Annotated in this window: 28 protein-coding genes; 21 read left to right on the plus strand and 7 right to left on the minus strand. The window is 59.4% G+C overall.

What is annotated here, in order from left to right; translation table 11 throughout:
- Positions 1-19 precede the first annotated feature (19 nt).
- The 4 genes from ACFOGH_RS05695 to ACFOGH_RS05710 form a co-directional block, all read right to left on the minus strand.
- Positions 20-1,060 carry a helix-turn-helix domain-containing protein gene (locus tag ACFOGH_RS05695; RefSeq protein ID WP_380072097.1) on the minus strand — a complete coding sequence of 347 codons (1,041 nt, stop codon included), beginning with the start codon at positions 1,058-1,060 and terminating at the stop codon, positions 20-22.
- A 49-nt stretch (positions 1,061-1,109) separates the two neighbouring features.
- On the minus strand, positions 1,110-1,460 hold the full coding sequence (locus tag ACFOGH_RS05700) for a hypothetical protein (protein WP_380072098.1): 351 nt from the start codon (positions 1,458-1,460) through the stop codon (positions 1,110-1,112).
- On the minus strand, positions 1,447-1,698 hold the full coding sequence (locus ACFOGH_RS05705) for a hypothetical protein (protein ID WP_380072099.1): 252 nt from the start codon (positions 1,696-1,698) through the stop codon (positions 1,447-1,449). The genes ACFOGH_RS05700 and ACFOGH_RS05705 overlap by 14 nt, the downstream gene beginning before the upstream one ends.
- 354 nt (positions 1,699-2,052) lie before the next feature.
- Positions 2,053-2,364, minus strand: coding sequence for a hypothetical protein (locus ACFOGH_RS05710; RefSeq protein ID WP_380072100.1), 312 nt, complete (start codon positions 2,362-2,364; stop codon positions 2,053-2,055).
- A 323-nt stretch (positions 2,365-2,687) separates the two neighbouring features.
- On the opposite strand from ACFOGH_RS05710, the gene ACFOGH_RS05715 reads away from it, so the two are divergent.
- On the plus strand, positions 2,688-2,972 hold the full coding sequence (locus tag ACFOGH_RS05715; protein WP_380072101.1) for a hypothetical protein: 285 nt from the start codon (positions 2,688-2,690) through the stop codon (positions 2,970-2,972).
- 11 nt (positions 2,973-2,983) lie between these two features.
- On the opposite strand, the gene ACFOGH_RS05720 is transcribed toward ACFOGH_RS05715, so the two are convergent.
- Entirely contained in the window at positions 2,984-3,208 is a 225-nt protein-coding gene (locus ACFOGH_RS05720) for a helix-turn-helix domain-containing protein (RefSeq protein ID WP_380072102.1), read from the minus strand.
- An 80-nt stretch (positions 3,209-3,288) separates the two neighbouring features.
- On the opposite strand from ACFOGH_RS05720, the gene ACFOGH_RS05725 reads away from it, so the two are divergent.
- From ACFOGH_RS05725 to ACFOGH_RS05820, 20 genes are all read left to right on the plus strand, one after another.
- Positions 3,289-3,615: a helix-turn-helix domain-containing protein gene (locus tag ACFOGH_RS05725; protein ID WP_380072103.1), complete on the plus strand. Its 327-nt coding sequence runs from the start codon at positions 3,289-3,291 to the stop codon at positions 3,613-3,615.
- Between the two features lie 159 nt (positions 3,616-3,774).
- Positions 3,775-4,137, plus strand: a complete 363-nt coding sequence (locus tag ACFOGH_RS05730) for a hypothetical protein (protein ID WP_380072104.1) — start codon at positions 3,775-3,777, stop codon at positions 4,135-4,137.
- A 262-nt stretch (positions 4,138-4,399) separates the two neighbouring features.
- Positions 4,400-4,990 carry a hypothetical protein gene (locus ACFOGH_RS05735; protein ID WP_380072105.1) on the plus strand — a complete coding sequence of 197 codons (591 nt, stop codon included), beginning with the start codon at positions 4,400-4,402 and terminating at the stop codon, positions 4,988-4,990.
- Positions 4,991-5,331: 341 nt separating this feature from the next.
- On the plus strand, positions 5,332-5,517 hold the full coding sequence (locus ACFOGH_RS05740) for a hypothetical protein (RefSeq protein WP_380072106.1): 186 nt from the start codon (positions 5,332-5,334) through the stop codon (positions 5,515-5,517).
- Positions 5,517-5,714, plus strand: coding sequence for a hypothetical protein (locus tag ACFOGH_RS05745; RefSeq protein ID WP_380072107.1), 198 nt, complete (start codon positions 5,517-5,519; stop codon positions 5,712-5,714). Before ACFOGH_RS05740 ends, ACFOGH_RS05745 begins: the two co-directional genes overlap by 1 nt.
- Positions 5,711-5,914 (plus strand): hypothetical protein, encoded by a 204-nt coding sequence (locus tag ACFOGH_RS05750; protein ID WP_380072108.1) that lies wholly within the window; start codon positions 5,711-5,713, stop codon positions 5,912-5,914. Before ACFOGH_RS05745 ends, ACFOGH_RS05750 begins: the two co-directional genes overlap by 4 nt.
- The gene (locus ACFOGH_RS05755; RefSeq protein ID WP_380072109.1) at positions 5,911-6,216 is read left to right on the plus strand and encodes a hypothetical protein; all 306 of its coding nucleotides are present in this window, start codon (positions 5,911-5,913) and stop codon (positions 6,214-6,216) included. The genes ACFOGH_RS05750 and ACFOGH_RS05755 overlap by 4 nt, the downstream gene beginning before the upstream one ends.
- Before the next feature lie 10 nt (positions 6,217-6,226).
- Entirely contained in the window at positions 6,227-6,514 is a 288-nt protein-coding gene (locus ACFOGH_RS05760; protein WP_380072110.1) for a hypothetical protein, read from the plus strand.
- A gap of 1 nt (position 6,515) precedes the next feature.
- Positions 6,516-6,950, plus strand: coding sequence for a TerB family tellurite resistance protein (locus ACFOGH_RS05765; RefSeq protein WP_380072111.1), 435 nt, complete (start codon positions 6,516-6,518; stop codon positions 6,948-6,950).
- 1 nt (position 6,951) lies between these two features.
- Positions 6,952-7,104, plus strand: a complete 153-nt coding sequence (locus tag ACFOGH_RS05770; protein ID WP_380072112.1) for a hypothetical protein — start codon at positions 6,952-6,954, stop codon at positions 7,102-7,104.
- A 58-nt stretch (positions 7,105-7,162) separates the two neighbouring features.
- Entirely contained in the window at positions 7,163-7,477 is a 315-nt protein-coding gene (locus tag ACFOGH_RS05775; RefSeq protein WP_380072113.1) for a Gp49 family protein, read from the plus strand.
- A 58-nt stretch (positions 7,478-7,535) separates the two neighbouring features.
- Complete coding sequence (locus ACFOGH_RS05780) at positions 7,536-9,422, plus strand: ParB/RepB/Spo0J family partition protein (protein WP_380072114.1); 1,887 nt, start codon at positions 7,536-7,538, stop codon at positions 9,420-9,422.
- A 14-nt stretch (positions 9,423-9,436) separates the two neighbouring features.
- Positions 9,437-9,961, plus strand: a complete 525-nt coding sequence (locus tag ACFOGH_RS05785; protein ID WP_380072115.1) for a hypothetical protein — start codon at positions 9,437-9,439, stop codon at positions 9,959-9,961.
- Positions 9,962-9,963: 2 nt separating this feature from the next.
- Positions 9,964-10,257, plus strand: a complete 294-nt coding sequence (locus tag ACFOGH_RS05790; RefSeq protein ID WP_380072116.1) for a hypothetical protein — start codon at positions 9,964-9,966, stop codon at positions 10,255-10,257.
- Between the two features lie 5 nt (positions 10,258-10,262).
- Positions 10,263-10,454: a hypothetical protein gene (locus ACFOGH_RS05795; RefSeq protein ID WP_380072117.1), complete on the plus strand. Its 192-nt coding sequence runs from the start codon at positions 10,263-10,265 to the stop codon at positions 10,452-10,454.
- The gene (locus ACFOGH_RS05800) at positions 10,447-11,481 is read left to right on the plus strand and encodes a phage Gp37/Gp68 family protein (protein WP_380072118.1); all 1,035 of its coding nucleotides are present in this window, start codon (positions 10,447-10,449) and stop codon (positions 11,479-11,481) included. The genes ACFOGH_RS05795 and ACFOGH_RS05800 overlap by 8 nt, the downstream gene beginning before the upstream one ends.
- Positions 11,478-11,750 (plus strand): hypothetical protein, encoded by a 273-nt coding sequence (locus ACFOGH_RS05805; protein ID WP_380072119.1) that lies wholly within the window; start codon positions 11,478-11,480, stop codon positions 11,748-11,750. Before ACFOGH_RS05800 ends, ACFOGH_RS05805 begins: the two co-directional genes overlap by 4 nt.
- Positions 11,747-12,160, plus strand: coding sequence for a DUF4326 domain-containing protein (locus tag ACFOGH_RS05810; protein WP_380072120.1), 414 nt, complete (start codon positions 11,747-11,749; stop codon positions 12,158-12,160). The genes ACFOGH_RS05805 and ACFOGH_RS05810 overlap by 4 nt, the downstream gene beginning before the upstream one ends.
- Positions 12,157-12,561 (plus strand): ASCH domain-containing protein, encoded by a 405-nt coding sequence (locus ACFOGH_RS05815; protein ID WP_380072121.1) that lies wholly within the window; start codon positions 12,157-12,159, stop codon positions 12,559-12,561. The genes ACFOGH_RS05810 and ACFOGH_RS05815 overlap by 4 nt, the downstream gene beginning before the upstream one ends.
- Complete coding sequence (locus tag ACFOGH_RS05820) at positions 12,558-12,803, plus strand: hypothetical protein (RefSeq protein WP_380072122.1); 246 nt, start codon at positions 12,558-12,560, stop codon at positions 12,801-12,803. Before ACFOGH_RS05815 ends, ACFOGH_RS05820 begins: the two co-directional genes overlap by 4 nt.
- A 160-nt stretch (positions 12,804-12,963) precedes the next feature.
- Here ACFOGH_RS05820 and ACFOGH_RS05825 read toward each other — a convergent pair whose 3' ends face one another.
- Complete coding sequence (locus ACFOGH_RS05825; RefSeq protein WP_380072123.1) at positions 12,964-13,830, minus strand: hypothetical protein; 867 nt, start codon at positions 13,828-13,830, stop codon at positions 12,964-12,966.
- Positions 13,831-14,074: 244 nt separating this feature from the next.
- Positions 14,075-14,920: a tyrosine-type recombinase/integrase gene (locus tag ACFOGH_RS05830; protein WP_380072124.1), complete on the minus strand. Its 846-nt coding sequence runs from the start codon at positions 14,918-14,920 to the stop codon at positions 14,075-14,077.
- Between the last annotated feature and the right edge of the window lie 192 nt (positions 14,921-15,112).

A 15,112-nucleotide genomic window follows, 5' to 3' on the forward strand; every position in this document is an offset into this window, starting at 1 on the left:
CGATCTTGCGCCGCGTCGATCAGGCTGCCTTGGCACCCGCCCGCAAGGCCTTCAGTCGGTCGCGCACAATCCGCACCAGCTTCTCTTGCCCGTCGATCGACATGTGCCCGCGCTCATCGCGGATGCAGGATGTCAGCGCGGCGTAGCGGTCGCGGATCAGCTTGGCATCCACATCCAGATCCAGCGCCAGACGATCCAGCTTCATGCCGCGTCCGAAAGCCTCGACTGCCTCAAGATCAAGCTCGGCATCCCAGCCCTTCGGAAACCCGAGCGCCTTGACATGTTCCCAAATCCGCTTGGTCTCCCCCGTATAGGCCGGGGCGGCTTCATCCGGTGCGATAGCGGCCAACTGGCCATCCCTCGCACCGGATTGCACAGGGTCATTCTCCGCAGGACGAAGCTGCTGCAGTCCTCCCTGATCTCCGCCCGGCTTCTGAATTTGTGCTGACTCGGCGCGCGGTGTATCCGCCGCCTGCCCTGCGAGGCAGACCACCTCTTTGCGCGCCGCCTCTTCATTGATCAGTTTGGCCGCAGGCTTGCCAGTCGCAGGCGCTTTGGCCTGCCGCTTCAAATGATAGATGCAGGTGCCGATGATGCTGCCATGGCGGTTCAGCCGCTTAGCGATGTCGGCATTGCTCATGCCCTGCTTATGCAGCGCCTCGATCTGCTGCCGTTCGGCATTCGTCACCGGGCCGGACACCAGATCGAGTTCGGCGGGTTCTTCCTTCATCTGCGGATCTTGGAGGGTTGCAGGTTTACCGCGATGCGGGCGGTAGAGCCGCGGGCCGACGGCACCCGGCTTTTGTGCCGCTGCCTCAACAGGCTCGGACACCTGCAACGGCTCTGGTGCCGCAAAATCAATTCCAAACTCAAACAACGCAACTTCCGCCACCGGCCCGAAGGAAAGGATCGGCTCCACCGTGATGACAGATGCCTCGCCGGTCAGGCAGATCGACGGTTCAAGACCGCCTAGCGCCAGCACATCGGTTGCGCTCGAAATCACATGCAACTTGCGGATCAGCGCATCCAGGTCGCCGCGGTTCATCTTCGTCAGATCCATCATAACCCCCTGAAACATCAACCTGCACAGCGGGCAGGCACCGCGGGCGCTAGGCCCAGAAAATCAAACCAGCGCCGAGGGCTAAAAACGCCAACGCCAAACCCAATGTGATCTGCGCCTGACGATTGTTGCGGCGGGCATCCTTCATCATGCCCTGGCACTTGGTCACCCACTCCTCGTGCTCAGCCGTCAGCATGCGGGCAACGTCTTTGCGAGCATCGATAAAGCCTCCACCATCGAGGTGATGAGCAAGACGGCGTGCGAGCGATGGCGAGACGTGAAGGACAATCGAACCAGCTGCCGAATGCACAGCCGCGGCAGTCCGCAACGTCCGCGCAACCTGCCCCATGTCCGGGTCAGTTCCGGTCGACAGATGCAGTCTGCCTTCATTCGACGTCATGACGGATCACCTGCTGCCGAATGTTAGACCAGGCGCTGTCTCGGTGACCTGCGGCTTTGCGAATGTCCGCCACAACCTCATCAAAGGCCTTTTGCGCTTCATTGAGAAAGTTCAGTTCTGCCGTCTCTGCGCGTCTGGCAGTATCTGTCGCGCGCTTAGCCTCTGCATGAGCCTGAACGGCGCGCTCCAAGTTTGCAGCAGCCGTCACAATATCGATTTTTGCCGCGTTATCGCTCATGCTGCCCATCCGATCTTTGGCGCGGCGGTGATACGCGGGAGGAGGTGCGCGTCACCGCCGCTGGCCGCAGGGCGGGAGGAGGATGCCATGCGGATGCAATAAAATGCGGCGCGGGCTGGCAGGCCCGCACCAGTCTTCTGATCGCCCGAGACAGTCAGGCCGATCAGGCGCGAAACGGCTCCCCGAGCCGCCCGCTGAAACCTGCTCTCAAAAGACGCGGGCAACCAGCCAAAGCCAGCCGCCCGCAGGTCCAACAAGGAAACGTGGGAGGCACGCTTGACGGGCCGCCCCGCCTCCCCGGTAAGGCGCCGATCAGTGGCAGGAACGCATACTGTGCCCAGCGTAAAAATGGGGTTACGCATCGCAGCCCCCATCCAGTTTGAATTCTTCCGGCCACCATTGCTGAGCCCGGAACACTGCCCAGCCTTCCGGGCAGGTATCACCGTTCAACCAGTTCAGCCCGGTCATATCCGTGACCTCGAACTGCCGCGCGATGGCATTGGCCGACCCGCACTTGCGCATCACCAGGGCCGACCACCACACCTGAAAATTCGGCCGCATGGCCATCGCCGGATGCACCGACACCCGCCGATGCGCCGCCGCACCGCGGCCACGCCCGCCAACCGGAGCCAGCTGGCCGCGCCCAAATCCATTTGCCAAAGACATTTGGGGCCGAGGTGGCGCAGGTTTGGCAGACGAAAATATCAGGAAAGGGCGGCGCGATGGCATCAGATCACCAGAACAGAAGGGACATTGTTGAGCGGCGGCAGGTTCCCTGCCCCGCCGACAGGCGCAGGTTGCAGGGCCGAGGCGGGCGGGACCTGCGGGCAGGCACCAAGTTGCAAATTATCCCGAGAGGAACGCGCGCTTGACACGACTCGAATCACCCCGCAGCTTGGCAAACCACGAACTGTCGATGGTTGCGGCAGAGGGTCGGAAGCCCCCTGCCGCGCATAGCCATCCCCAAAAAGATGGAAAGAGAGATGGCTATGAGACCGCACCCCGCTACGGGGGTTTTGTTGAACGAAGTCGAAGTCCACCACGGCACGCTCACCGACAAGGAACTGCAAACCGCGCAACTTCTGCTGGCGGAAGGTCACCCGCGCTGGTTGGTCGGAGCCATGCTCGGCTGTCACCCACTGGCGTTCAACGGCACCGGCAGACGCCCCGCTGACAGCCGCCGTCGCTTGGGGGGGCATTTGACCACACGGGATGCACGCAGAGACGTGCGCCAGATCGGATTGGATGACTGGGAGCCGCCTATCGAAGAATGACGCTTGCATACTCATGCTGCGTCCTCTGCAGGGGGCGAACTTGGCTCAGCGGATGACCATGAGCTTACTGGGACTGCATCATTTGACAGTCGAGCAATTCTAACCGCGACCTCGCGGCCAGGTTTCGCCTTCCCCGACAGGAAGCGAGACATCACGCTCTTATCAACACCAACTTCTTCGGCGAAGTGCCGTTGGGTTTTGCCGCTGGAGCTAAGATATTGGGAAAGTTTTTCCATAGCCCAGTCTGTTGCACGTCATGCAACAGACATCAAGATGTTTTGTTGCACACCATGCACTTTTCACTTTTGACCCAATCGTGGATCATGCAGACATGAATTTGGCGCGCATCAGAAACCTTCGAGGCTTGTCCCAGCAGGCCCTTGCCGACATGATCGGCAAGGACAAGGCAACCATCAGTCGAGCAGAGAAGCTATTCGGCGGCACCACGATCAAGATTTACATGCTTTGTGCGGAAGCCCTCGGAGTGACGATTTATGACCTGTTCTCTGAAGAGCGCGAGGAAGCTGAGCGGGAAATAGTCACCGCCTATCGCAATGCACGCCCTGAGGTTCGGGAGCTCTTGGTTCGGATGGTAAAGCAGGCAGAAATCCAGCCAGCCTCATTTCCTCAATCAGACGGTTGATCTGCTCACCTGTTAGCCTGGAAACACTTTCAGCGAACTCTTCCTCAGTCATGTTACATTTCCCCAAGAATGCACTCAAACTATGGTGAACAAGCCGTGAACACGCAAGCCGCTAGGCCTGCGCAAAAAAATGGCGATGACTAGGAAAGGAACTACATCTTGATTTTGCGTGATTCGAAATCGACATTTTGCGTTCTTTTGGCCCTGATGGCAGCCGATGCGCGTGCGGAGGAACTGGTAGTTGGCGGTACAGACTTTTCCGCTATGGGCGAACTAGCTGAAGAGACACGTCTTTTGAGTTGCAAAAACGAAGGTGCGGCCGCCGCCAATGTGATGCTCGCCCGTCAGATGGGCCAGTCTCCAAAGCAAGTCAAAAAAGCTACGATGGCGACTGGTGAGCTGGACATCGACCTTGCTATTAAAGCAGCCTTTGAAACGCCAAGAAAAGCTACCCAAGCCGCTCAAACTCGGGAAAGTGATCGGTTTAGAACTCGGTACACGGTGGCTTGCTTAAACCGCTGAAACGATCGCATCTCCGCCCAAAGCAATCACAATAACTTTCCCTAAAGCGCAAAGTGATTCTGCGCCCTCGAAAAGCTTCGTGAAGCTGTTGTTGCATGATGTGCAACTTTTCATTTGCGTATAGTTGCACATCGTGCAACACATACTCCATCGACCAACCCGATGGAGGCCCTTTTGTCCGCGATCGCCACAACACGGATGCGCTTTGCGGAAAGCCACGTTAGGCTTGCGAAGCCGCCATCCCTTGCCCGGAGCAACGCAGATGAACTGGACCACCCTTCCCTTTACAGTTCAACTTGGCCTCGGCGTCGGGTTCTTGGCCTACGTCACCGCATATGCAGGCCGCAGGCGCGGCCACAGCATCAGCGAAATCACTTTTCTGACTATGGCCTTTGGGCTTCCCGCCCTGCTGCCTCTGATAAACGGAACGGGGCCGGTTGCTGCAAACGCGATCATTGGCGTGATGATGGCCTTTGGGGTAGCGCTGATCTGGCGGGGCTGGGCGCTGGAAGCATGGCAGTGGGCTGCGAAGTCCATCGGCCTGCACGCCGAGGACGGATTATCCTTTGGATGGGACAAAATCGTCAGCTACCCGAACTTGGCAACCAACCAGATCTCGGTTCATACGGCAGACGGTCGCATTCTATACCTGAACGACCGCACCAGATTTGCCAATGCTCCCTTCAATGGTCTGTATCTGGCCTCGGATGGGTCAATCATCATGGTGGTGGAGGAAGAACGCATGCCGGATGGCTCCGAGCAGGTGCGGCAAAACATCAACCACGACACATGGGGCGCACGCATGACGTACATCCCGTCCGATCAGGTCAAGCGGGTCAACATCCGCTTCTAGCCGAACATAACTATTCTTTGCTGGGCGGCTTTGGGTCTGCCGGCTTAAACGCGGGCTCTGCTCCGTTCCAAACCCGCCGAGGTGGGTCAGCGATTATTGCTGGCGTAACTCCACGCTGTTCGCTTCCCGCGATCGGCGCAGGCTTGGTTTCCCAAATCTTCTTTTCAGTCATGAACATGCCTCCTTTGGCTTTGAAATCAAGGGGGTATGGCGGGTCGCTCTGTGGCGCAGGGCGGCTCGCACCGAATCTACTTCTTTCCACCACTTACAGCAACCCGATGGAGGCCCTTTTGTCCGCGAATATCCCTACTGCCCCGCCGCCCGCTGCGCAGCCACGCCTTGTGACCGATGCGCTCTATGTCGTCCGCACGCCCGAGCGATTTCATAACCAGGACGCCCTGCGCGCGAATGCCTGGGCAACGCTGAAAGGCCTGCGCGGCCAGACGATTGACCAGCTGCGCATCTGCCGCATGCAACGCGCCATGCGCGCCGCCTCTGCCGTGCAACCGATGATCGGCGGTGCGTGATGGTCGGCTTTCCGCTGCAACTGCCCATCGACGGCACCATAGCGAGGCGTATCGTGGTAGATCCATGTTCAGATCGCGGTATTTTTCCCGATGGCACGCCGATGGGCAAAATCATCATCATCGAGCTGCTGACCGATGAAGAAGCCATTGCCTGCGTATTGCACGCGCGCCCTGCCCAGATCGGCGATGACGCATGATTGACCTCACCGCTCCACAAGCCCTGATCAACCGCGCCGCGCGCCGCGCCGAACTGCGCGCCCGTGCCCGGATCGCCAGCAACATCACCGCCGCCGCCATCCTCGTGGGCCTCGCCATCGGCGGCTATGGCATGCTGCTGCAGGTCACTGCCGCCCTGCCAGCCTTGCTGGCCGAAGCCGCCGCCAGGAGTGCCGGGTGATGGTGGACATCCTCCGAGAGGCAGACACAGAACAGCGTGACCCGAACTTTGCAGCTTTGGTCAACGCAATCAGCGAACTGATCAATACCAAGCTCGATGAACACGAGACGGCACACGGCACACGACTGCAATATCTGCTGATTTGCCTTGATGGCGACATGGCAGAAATGGCCGGCGAGATCAGTGATTATGATCTCGTTTTTGATGCGATGTCCGAGCTTGGCGCCGATTGGGTCGAGGCAGGATTGATCGACGACGACGATTATGACTCCGGCACGTCACCCGTTCCAAAAGTGAACTGATGGGCAGCCGATGGTCAACCACAACCTGCGCGGCAATTGCGAACCCTGTGATGCCTGCGCCCTGCGCCGCGAGGCGCTTGAACCCCGCGCCAACGACTTTGGGCCGATCACTGACCATCGCCACATCTACGTCGAATGCAATGAATGCGGTGGCCACGGCCTGAAACCGATCCTGCCCGCCGAAATCATCCGCCGCACCTGCGAAGAAGCCCGCCGCCTCCACTGGCCCGCATTTGATCGCAGAATTGAGGCTCAAGCCATCCGCGCCGGGCGGCACCCGGCAATACATGGAGACTGAAATGTTTGGATTTTTGAAAGGCAAAGCTGCCGAGGCGACGCAGAAGTTTTCCGGGCGTACCGATTTTCTGGAAGCGGTTTGCGCCGCAGCTGCACTGGTGGCCGCCGCAGATGGCGAAATCGAGGATGGCGAGATCAAGGCCACGATCAAGGCGGTTGCGGCGAACAAGGCGCTGTCGGCAGGCTTCGATCAGAAAATGATCGAGCAGACCATGGAAAAGATGCTGTCCCGTGCTGGCGGTGGCCGTGTCGGTCGCGCTGGCCTCTGGGATGAAGTCGGCGAAGTGCTGAAGAACCCCGACATGGCCGAAGCCGTGGTGCTGACAGCGCTGGACGTGGCCGAAGGCGATGGCGAAGTCGAGCCGCAGGAAAAGATCGTTCTGGATCGCTTGGCAAAGCTGGCCAACGTCGATCTGAACCGGCTGATGGCGGCCTAAAATGGGCGCACTCAGCATTTGGGCGGCGGGCTTGGCCATCACTTTCGGCGTGATCATCGCGCAGATGGTGATGCCCTTCGCCTTCGATTTCATCAGCACCCTTGGCGTCTTTGGGGCTGGCGTTTTCGTGGGCAGCAAGTCCGCCAAGCCCTGATCACCCGCGCGCGGTCGGGCACCACCGCGCACTCACATGCAACGATAAGAGAACCAAGATGCCAAATGATGAAGCAGCGATTGAAAACGAAATCCAGTCGAAAGGCCTGACAGCTCCGCGCATTACGCCCGCAGACATTGATGCAACGATCTCTGGCGAAGACTACCACCGCTTTCCCGGCACCACTTTAACGATCTGCTGCCTCACGTTGCAGAACGGCTTTACCGTGACCGGCGAAAGTGCTGCGGCCAGCCCTGAGAACTATGACGAGGCAATCGGTCGGCGGATCGCGCGCGAGAATGCTCGCCAAAAGATCTGGGCACTCGAAGGCTATCTTCTGCGGAATCGTCTGCATCGCACCGCAATCTCCTGACCATTTTCCGCCAGCCCATGTTCGGGCTGGCGTCCCAATGGCCAGAGGAGTCCTGCCAATGTCCGAAACCGCCCGCCACCCCACCATGATGATCCCGCTCTCGGATCTGTACATGCACCCGCTCAATGTCCGATCCGAGCCACCGCCCGAGGATATCGCGGCGCTGGCCGACAGCATCAGCGAGCTGGGCCTGCTGCAGAACCTTGCTGGCTATGCAGATGTCACAAACCCTGAGCAGACCCATGGCAAGGTCGGCATCGTCGCGGGCGGCCGGCGCTTGCGTGCGCTGATGCTGCTGGCCGTGCGTGACGGTCGCGACCCCGCTGCCACGAATGTTCCCGTGCGCGTCACGCTCAGCGAAGATCAGGCCCGCCTCTGGGCCAGCGCCGAGAACACCGCCCGCCAGGCGCTGCACCCAGCTGATGAAGTCCGCGCCTATGCCCGCATGGCCGCATCCGGTGCTGACGTGACCAAGATCGCGACGGCTTTCGCCGTGCGCGATCAACATGTGCGTCAGCGCCTGCGCCTGGCACAGTTGCCGGATGAGGCATTGTCGGCCTTGCGGGAAGGAGCGATCAGCCTCGATCAAGCTGGCGCCCTGACCACTGCCCGCAGCTATGAAGCGCTTATTGCGGAACTGGCCCGCGTCACCACGTCGAATTGGGGAACCAGCGCCACAGACATCCGCAACAGGCTGGCGGCGGCAAGCATCAGCGCTGGTGACCGCCGGGCGATCTATGTCGGCTTGCAAGCTTACCGTAATGCGGGCGGTGGGGTGCTTGAGGATCTGTTCACCGATCGCGTGCGGCTGCTGGATGAACCGCTACTCGACGCGCTGTTCTCCACCAAACTTGCCGAGGCCGCAGCGGGCGAACAATCCACCGGCTGGAAATGGGTGCAGCATTGGACTGCTGCATACCCCGATTATACCGCCAGCCGCGATATGCAGCCCATCAAACGGGTGCCCGGTGAACTGCCCGACGGTGATATCGAAGATCTCGATCGACTGTCAGACATGGCAGAACAGGGCGATCTGTCAGATGAGGATCAGGCCAGGTTCGAGGATGTGTCTGCGCGTGCCGAAGGCGATTACAGCGACGACGATATCGCGACTTCGGGCCTCTGGCTTTACGTCGATGACCACGGCGCCCTTCGCACCTATGGCCCCTACCGTCGCGCCCAGGATGATCCCAACCGCGAAGCTGCGGGCGACGATGAAGCCGAAGGCGGCACCGCCACCACCCCCAAGCCCGAAAGCCGCGCCCTGTCGGCCAGCCTGCTCGAAGACCTGAAGCGCATCCGTTTGGCTGACCTGCAACTGCATGCCGGCGAGCGGGCCGAGCTGATGCTGGATCTGCTGGCCTACAAGCTTTCAGGTGAACTGATGGCCTATTCGTCGCCGATCCACTTTACGGCCAACCCCCAAACGGTCGAGCCTGAAAAGTCGGAAGGGTTCACACCGCCCAATCACCTGCTGGCACTCGACAATGCCCAACACGCAACCATGGGCCGCATGTCGCCCCAGGGCTTCACTGCCTTCCGCGCCTTGGGTAAAAAACACCGCAACGACCTGCTGGCCCGCGGCCTCGCCCGCCTGATCGGCGACAACGATCTTGGCCCGATGCTGGCAGACATCGCCGGCACAAACCCCCGCGCGATCTGGACACCCACCGCTAGCGCCTATTTCAGCCGTCTGCCAGTGTCGGTGCTGGATGACATCTGGTGCGACCTCGTACCAGACGAACGCGTACTCGACCATGCCAAGTTCCGCGCCCAGAAAAAGGCCGACAAAGCCAAGGCGCTGCACCAACTGTTCAACAGCGCCGATTACCGCGAGGCCATCGGCCTCTCGCGCGAACAGAACACCCGCATCGACCAGTGGTTGCCCGCCGAACTGCAATGGCCCGCCATCGAGATCGCCCAGCCCGAGGAGAAAGCAGCATGACGGGAATACATCATATGGTTGGCCCCACGATACTGCTGCAGTCTGGCCGCTACTTCGACTTCGAAGCGCCCGAGGAAACCCCGGTCACGATCGGGGATATCGCGCATGGGCTGGCCCACATCTGCCGCTTCACAGGCCAGTGCCACACTTTCTATTCGGTCGCCGAGCATTCCATCCTGTGCAGCCAACGTGTAGCGCCAAAACACGCTTTCGCCGCCCTGATGCACGATGCAGCCGAGGCGGTGATGGGCGATGTTTCGCGACCCCTGAAAAGCCTGCTGCCAGATTACAAGAAGATCGAGCGCCGGGTTGAGCGCGCCATTCTTGCGCAATTTGGACTATCCGCTGACGGCAACGATCATGTCAAAGCAGCGGATATGGAGATGCTGGCACACGAACAGCGCCTCTGCATGCTGAATGATCACCCGTGGCCAGGTATCGCCGCAACAGGTGAACCGCCGAACATCCAATACCTAACGCCGCCAGAAGCTTACGCGGCGTTCCTCAATCGGTTTCACTACCTGCAAGGAAGGGACTGATCATGCCATCCGCACACGATCTGATCATTTTCACCGACGAAGACGGCTATCCTTGGGCCGCATTTGTGTGGGGCGAGGTCGATCCGCATCAGGTCGCCGCGCTGATCACCCTCGACGCGGTAGAGGAAGAGACGGGATACACCGAGGCGGGGCTGGCCGATACCGGATGCTCTTGGCCGCCTAACGTTCAGACACACTGGCTCAAGCAGCTTGGCGACGACACCTACCAAATCTGTGCCGAGTCGGATGAGGGCGCGCAGCGCATCACTGGCCACCGCTTTTATCCGCAGGGGTGATGATCATGGGAACCAAATTGCACCCCAACTTCGCGGCATTCGCCGCCGCGATCCTGGCATCAGAAGCTTGGCGCCCGTCGCAGATTTATCAGCGGACGCCATCGCCCAATAACACCGTCAAGCCGAAGGCTGCAACCAAGGATCGCAGCAAGATCAAAGCCGCCCGCAAACAGAACAGGACGCGCAAACATGGCTGACAAATCCCTGATCGAATGGACCGATGCGACTTGGAACCCGATCACCGGCTGCACGCTTGTCGATGATGGTTGCCGCCACTGCTACGCCGCCCACCTAATCACCAGTTGGCCCGCCATCGGAAACCACCCCAGCCGCGAGGGCCTTGCCCGCAAGAACGCGGCAGGCGAGTCCAAGTTCACCGGCGAGGTGCGATTCAACGAGCAATGGCTAGACCAGCCCCTGCGCTGGAAGAAACCCCGCAGGATCTTCGTCTGCGCCCACGGCGATCTGTTCCACCCTGAAGTGCCGGATGAATGGATCGACAAGGTTTTCGCAGTGATGGCGCTGGCCCCGCAGCACACGTTTCAGGTGCTGACGAAACGCCCCGAGCGGGCGCGTGAATATCTCATGGGCCTCACCTGCGACGGCGCGCGCCGCCTGAACGTGGCGCGCATGGCTGGCCACCTATTCGGCGATGAGGCCGACGCAAAGGCCAGCAATCGTCATTGGCCCATGTCCAACGTCTGGATGCTGACTTCGGTCAGTGACCAAGCCAGCGCCAATGAGCGCATCCCTCAGCTACTGGCCTGTCCTGCCGCCGTCCGGGGCATCAGCGCCGAGCCGCTGCTGGGCCCGGTGGATTTGACGCTCGACGGCCTAGTTTGCCTGCCCTGCCCCGCCTCGCTAGATGGCCTGCGAATGGATACAGATACAGGTGCATATGAGTGCTGTTCCCGCTGCGATTACACTGGAGTCGGCAGCGAGTGGGGCATCGACTGGGTGATCTGCGGAGGCGAAAGCGGCCCCCACGCCCGCCCAATGCACCCCGACTGGGCGCGCAGCCTGCGCGATCAATGCGTGGCCGCTGGCGTGCCGTTCCTGTTCAAGCAGTGGGGCGAGTGGGCCGCAGATCAGATTGGTCCAGAAGATGCACGGTCGACTAGGTATCCGCCCGGTCACGTAGAGTTTCTGAAAATTGGCAAGAAGCGTGCAGGCCGCAAACTGGATGGCGTGGAATGGTCGCAATTCCCCGAGGTGGCAGAATGACCCCCGCACAGATCACCCTCGCCCGCCACGCCCTCGGCCTGCCAAACCGCGAAAACAGATCCTACCGCAACCGCTTCTGTGCCGGTAAGGGCCACAAAGACCATCCCGCATGGAAAGCCATGGTCGCCGCAGGCTTGGCGACCGTCAGGCTGGGCGAAGGCGGGTTGGGCGGGCAAGACACCTTCAGCCTGACAATCAAGGGCGCAACAGCCGCCCTGCAAAAGGGCGAGACGCTCTGCGGTGAAGACTTCCCGGCGGTGCAGCCATGACCCCCCGGCGCATCACCCTTTTCCGCACTAAAGGCTGGCGGAAACCCGAGGGCGCAATCATCGTCTCGCGCGGCAAGGGGCGCATTTATGGCAACCCTTGGCTTGTGGGCAATCCGGGAGGGTTAGAGGCACCATCGACATGGTACAACCTCGACGCACCATTGTCGCAGGCGGAAGCCGTCGTTCTCTATGGACTCTGGCTGACAGGGTCTGACGTTTGGCAACTGCGGATGCCCGATCAGGCCATGTTCACCGAAATTGGCAAGCGCGATCTGACCGACCATTTTTATGGCAGACGCCAGTTGATCCTTGCAAACTTTGAAACCCTACGCGGCCATGATCTGTGCTGCTGGTGCAAACCCGGCCAGCCTTGCCACGCCGATGTGCTGTTGGAGATGGCAAACAAATGACCGACCTTCCAAAACTTGCCCTGTCAATCCGGCAGCCGTGGGCGTGGGCAATCATCAACGCCGGGAAAGACATCGAGAACCGCTCTAGGCCGACCAAGCAGCGCGGGCTGATCTGCATCCATGCGGCTAAGGCTCTCCCGCCTGTAAAATACCTACTGGACTGCTACGAGGTTACTCGGATCACCGGTCGAGACAATATGCCTCCAAAGCTTGCCGATGATTTTCATCGTGGCGGCATCATTGGCACCGCAGAAATCGTGGATTGTGTGGAGACCAGCGAGAGCCCGTGGTTCTTTGGTCGCTTTGGCTTTGTGCTGCGCAATGTGCAGCCGGTCGATTTCATCCCGGTCAAAGGGGCCCTGGGCTTCTTTGACTGGCGCAACAACCTGGTAGTAAAATGATGCTCGAACCGCGCACTATGCTCATCGTTGACCAAGGCGAGCTTCAAGCCCTGCGCGCCGAGGTGCGAGAACTCACCCGCCTGCTGACGGGCGCAAAGGTCACGCCCCTGCCACAGTGGCAACCGCTGACCGACTACGCCGCCCGCCTCGGCAAGTCTGAAAAGACGATTCGCAACTGGGTCCGCGCGGGCAAGCTGGAAACCAAGCGCGAAGGCTCTATGCTGATGATCAAGTCACCATGAAACCTCGCCGCCAAATACAAAAATTGATTGCAATTGAATAAGGTTATGCCGACTTCCCATCGTGGCTTCTGTCATCTCTGCGGCGTCAATATGCGTCGCTTCTGCCTAAATTATCAACCTCACCAAACGTTGAACGCGGGGAAAGACAATCTTGATAGCCTTAGCTTGTTCGATTGTTATTTGGGCCGACTGAAAGCCCGAAACCGTTGCTGCCGTTTGGGGTTGCGACCAGTTTGAACACCCCTCGCCTCTGTACGCCGAACACATCGAAGTATCCGTAGATACCGCAAATCCAAAGGAACCCTTTGCCGCTGTTGATGGCGATCATAATTTCTTCAGTGATTTCACTTTTCAAGGGACAGCTTATTGAACATGTTCTGTCAGCCCCCAAATCACCCTTGGGGTTAGAATTTCTCATTTCAGTGACGGCTGTGTTAAAGGGGTCCGTTGGAGTAAGGTACACCCGATAACGGACCCAAAATTTCTTTGCGGGGGTCTGGCCGGTGTTGACCAAATCGAGATCAAAGCGTGGCACTGTACCGACGTCGACACCACTAATCTGTGCCTTTCCAAGAGTAACGTAGGCGCGGAGGGCGCGTTGTGCATTGGCCTGCTCTTGATCAATAGCTTGCCTAGCTGCCTTCGCGCTTACGATAGCGGCGCTGGTAGCCCTGCGGTTCAGTTCGAGAGATATGATGAGAGCCAAAGCGCCAATCAAAGCCAAGACGAACTGCAACTTGGTATAGTATACAATAATCTTGGTACTGTCGGCTACGCTCTGCTGGGCGACAAGGTCACTCGCGTCGTGTTGCTGGGCTTTCTCCTGCTCATCCCTGGAAGCTTGGGCTTGTTCATCTGTATCGAAGATAACAACCGGCAATCGAAAATATGGAGGTCGATCCTGGCTACCATCTGTCTGGCTACCGCTTTCTTCGTTACCTGGCATGGGCTGTTTGTTCTCCTGCCCTAGAGCAGCAAATCCAATCAATCCCAATACTCCCATCAACATCCATGCGCGAACTGACATTGTAGCAAAATCCCTGCTGTAAAATTTTTCTAGGCAAACTCTATTACGCAGATTTCAGTGCTTGCCTCCGATTCTTATTTGCTCCAAATGCGCAGTCGTGTCGAACTCGCTGTTCGCGATCGGGATCATTTTTAGACCTTGCATCGTCATAGAGTTTACATTGGCGCATCTACGCGCTCTACCTACCATTGGCAGCGCTGCAGATTAGGCCAACAGGAACCCGATTTTTCGTCACATGAGTAACCTAATCTAGGCGCTTGGCCAAATTCTCTGCACTCTCGTTGTAATACACCTGCAGCATCCGCAGATCAGAATGCCCGACCATCCGGGCCAGCGCCAGCACATCCAGCTTTGTCGAAAGCCGCGTGATCGCCGCGTGTCTGCTATCGTGAAAATTCAGCCCATCGGCCTGCGCCTTGTCGCGCACCTTGCGCCACAGCGCATCAATCGTCCGGTTATCCAGTCCAAACACCGGGTCGAGATCCTGCGGCAGCGCCTCAATCAGCCGTACCGCCTCCGACGACAGCGGCACCTCGCGCGACCGGCCATTCTTGGTGTGGGTCAGCTTGGCCACCCGCCGCTTCAGGTCGATGCGATCGCGGGTCAGCGCCACGATCTCCCCAGACCGCATAGCCGTTTCCAGCGCGAATTTGAACGCATGGAAAGCCCGCGCTGTGGCCGTGGTCAGATCATCGCCAGCGGCGTGCGCCAGCCGCGCCAGCTCATCATCCGTGGGCAATCTATCGCGCGATTCCGGCTTCTTTGGGCGGCGCACGTCAGACATCGGATTGACCGCGATCATGCCCCACTCTCGGCGCGCACAGCTCAGCACCGCCGACATCAACTGCATCTCGCGCGCGACCGTCGCGGGCTTGACCTGCGTTGATCGTTTGTCGCGCCACTGCGCAAACAACTCTGGCGTCAGCTTTGCCATGTTGGTTTCGGCGATAGGGTCTTTGCTGAAATTGCCCAGCTTCAACACCTCCCACCACTCCCCGCGCTTGGTGGGCGAGACCTCGCGGGCGTAGCGATCCATCGCCTGGGCGAATGTGCCGTGATCGACAGGCTTATCGACAGCATCCAGAATCAAGAATTCCTGCCGCGCCGCCCACTCTTTTGCAGCTTGCTTTGTCGGGAATACCTTGGATACCCTTTTGCCCTGACGGGACACTTCGGCGCGGGTGTTACCTGATGGGAGTTTTCGGAAGCTGGCCATGATTACGCACGTGAGGAATTCATGCGTAACAGAAAGGGCCAAATTGGGCGCGCTGGCAATCATTTA

Origin of the sequence: Cypionkella sinensis (assembly GCF_042646385.1) — a bacterium.
Taxonomy (GTDB): domain Bacteria; phylum Pseudomonadota; class Alphaproteobacteria; order Rhodobacterales; family Rhodobacteraceae; genus Cypionkella; species Cypionkella sinensis.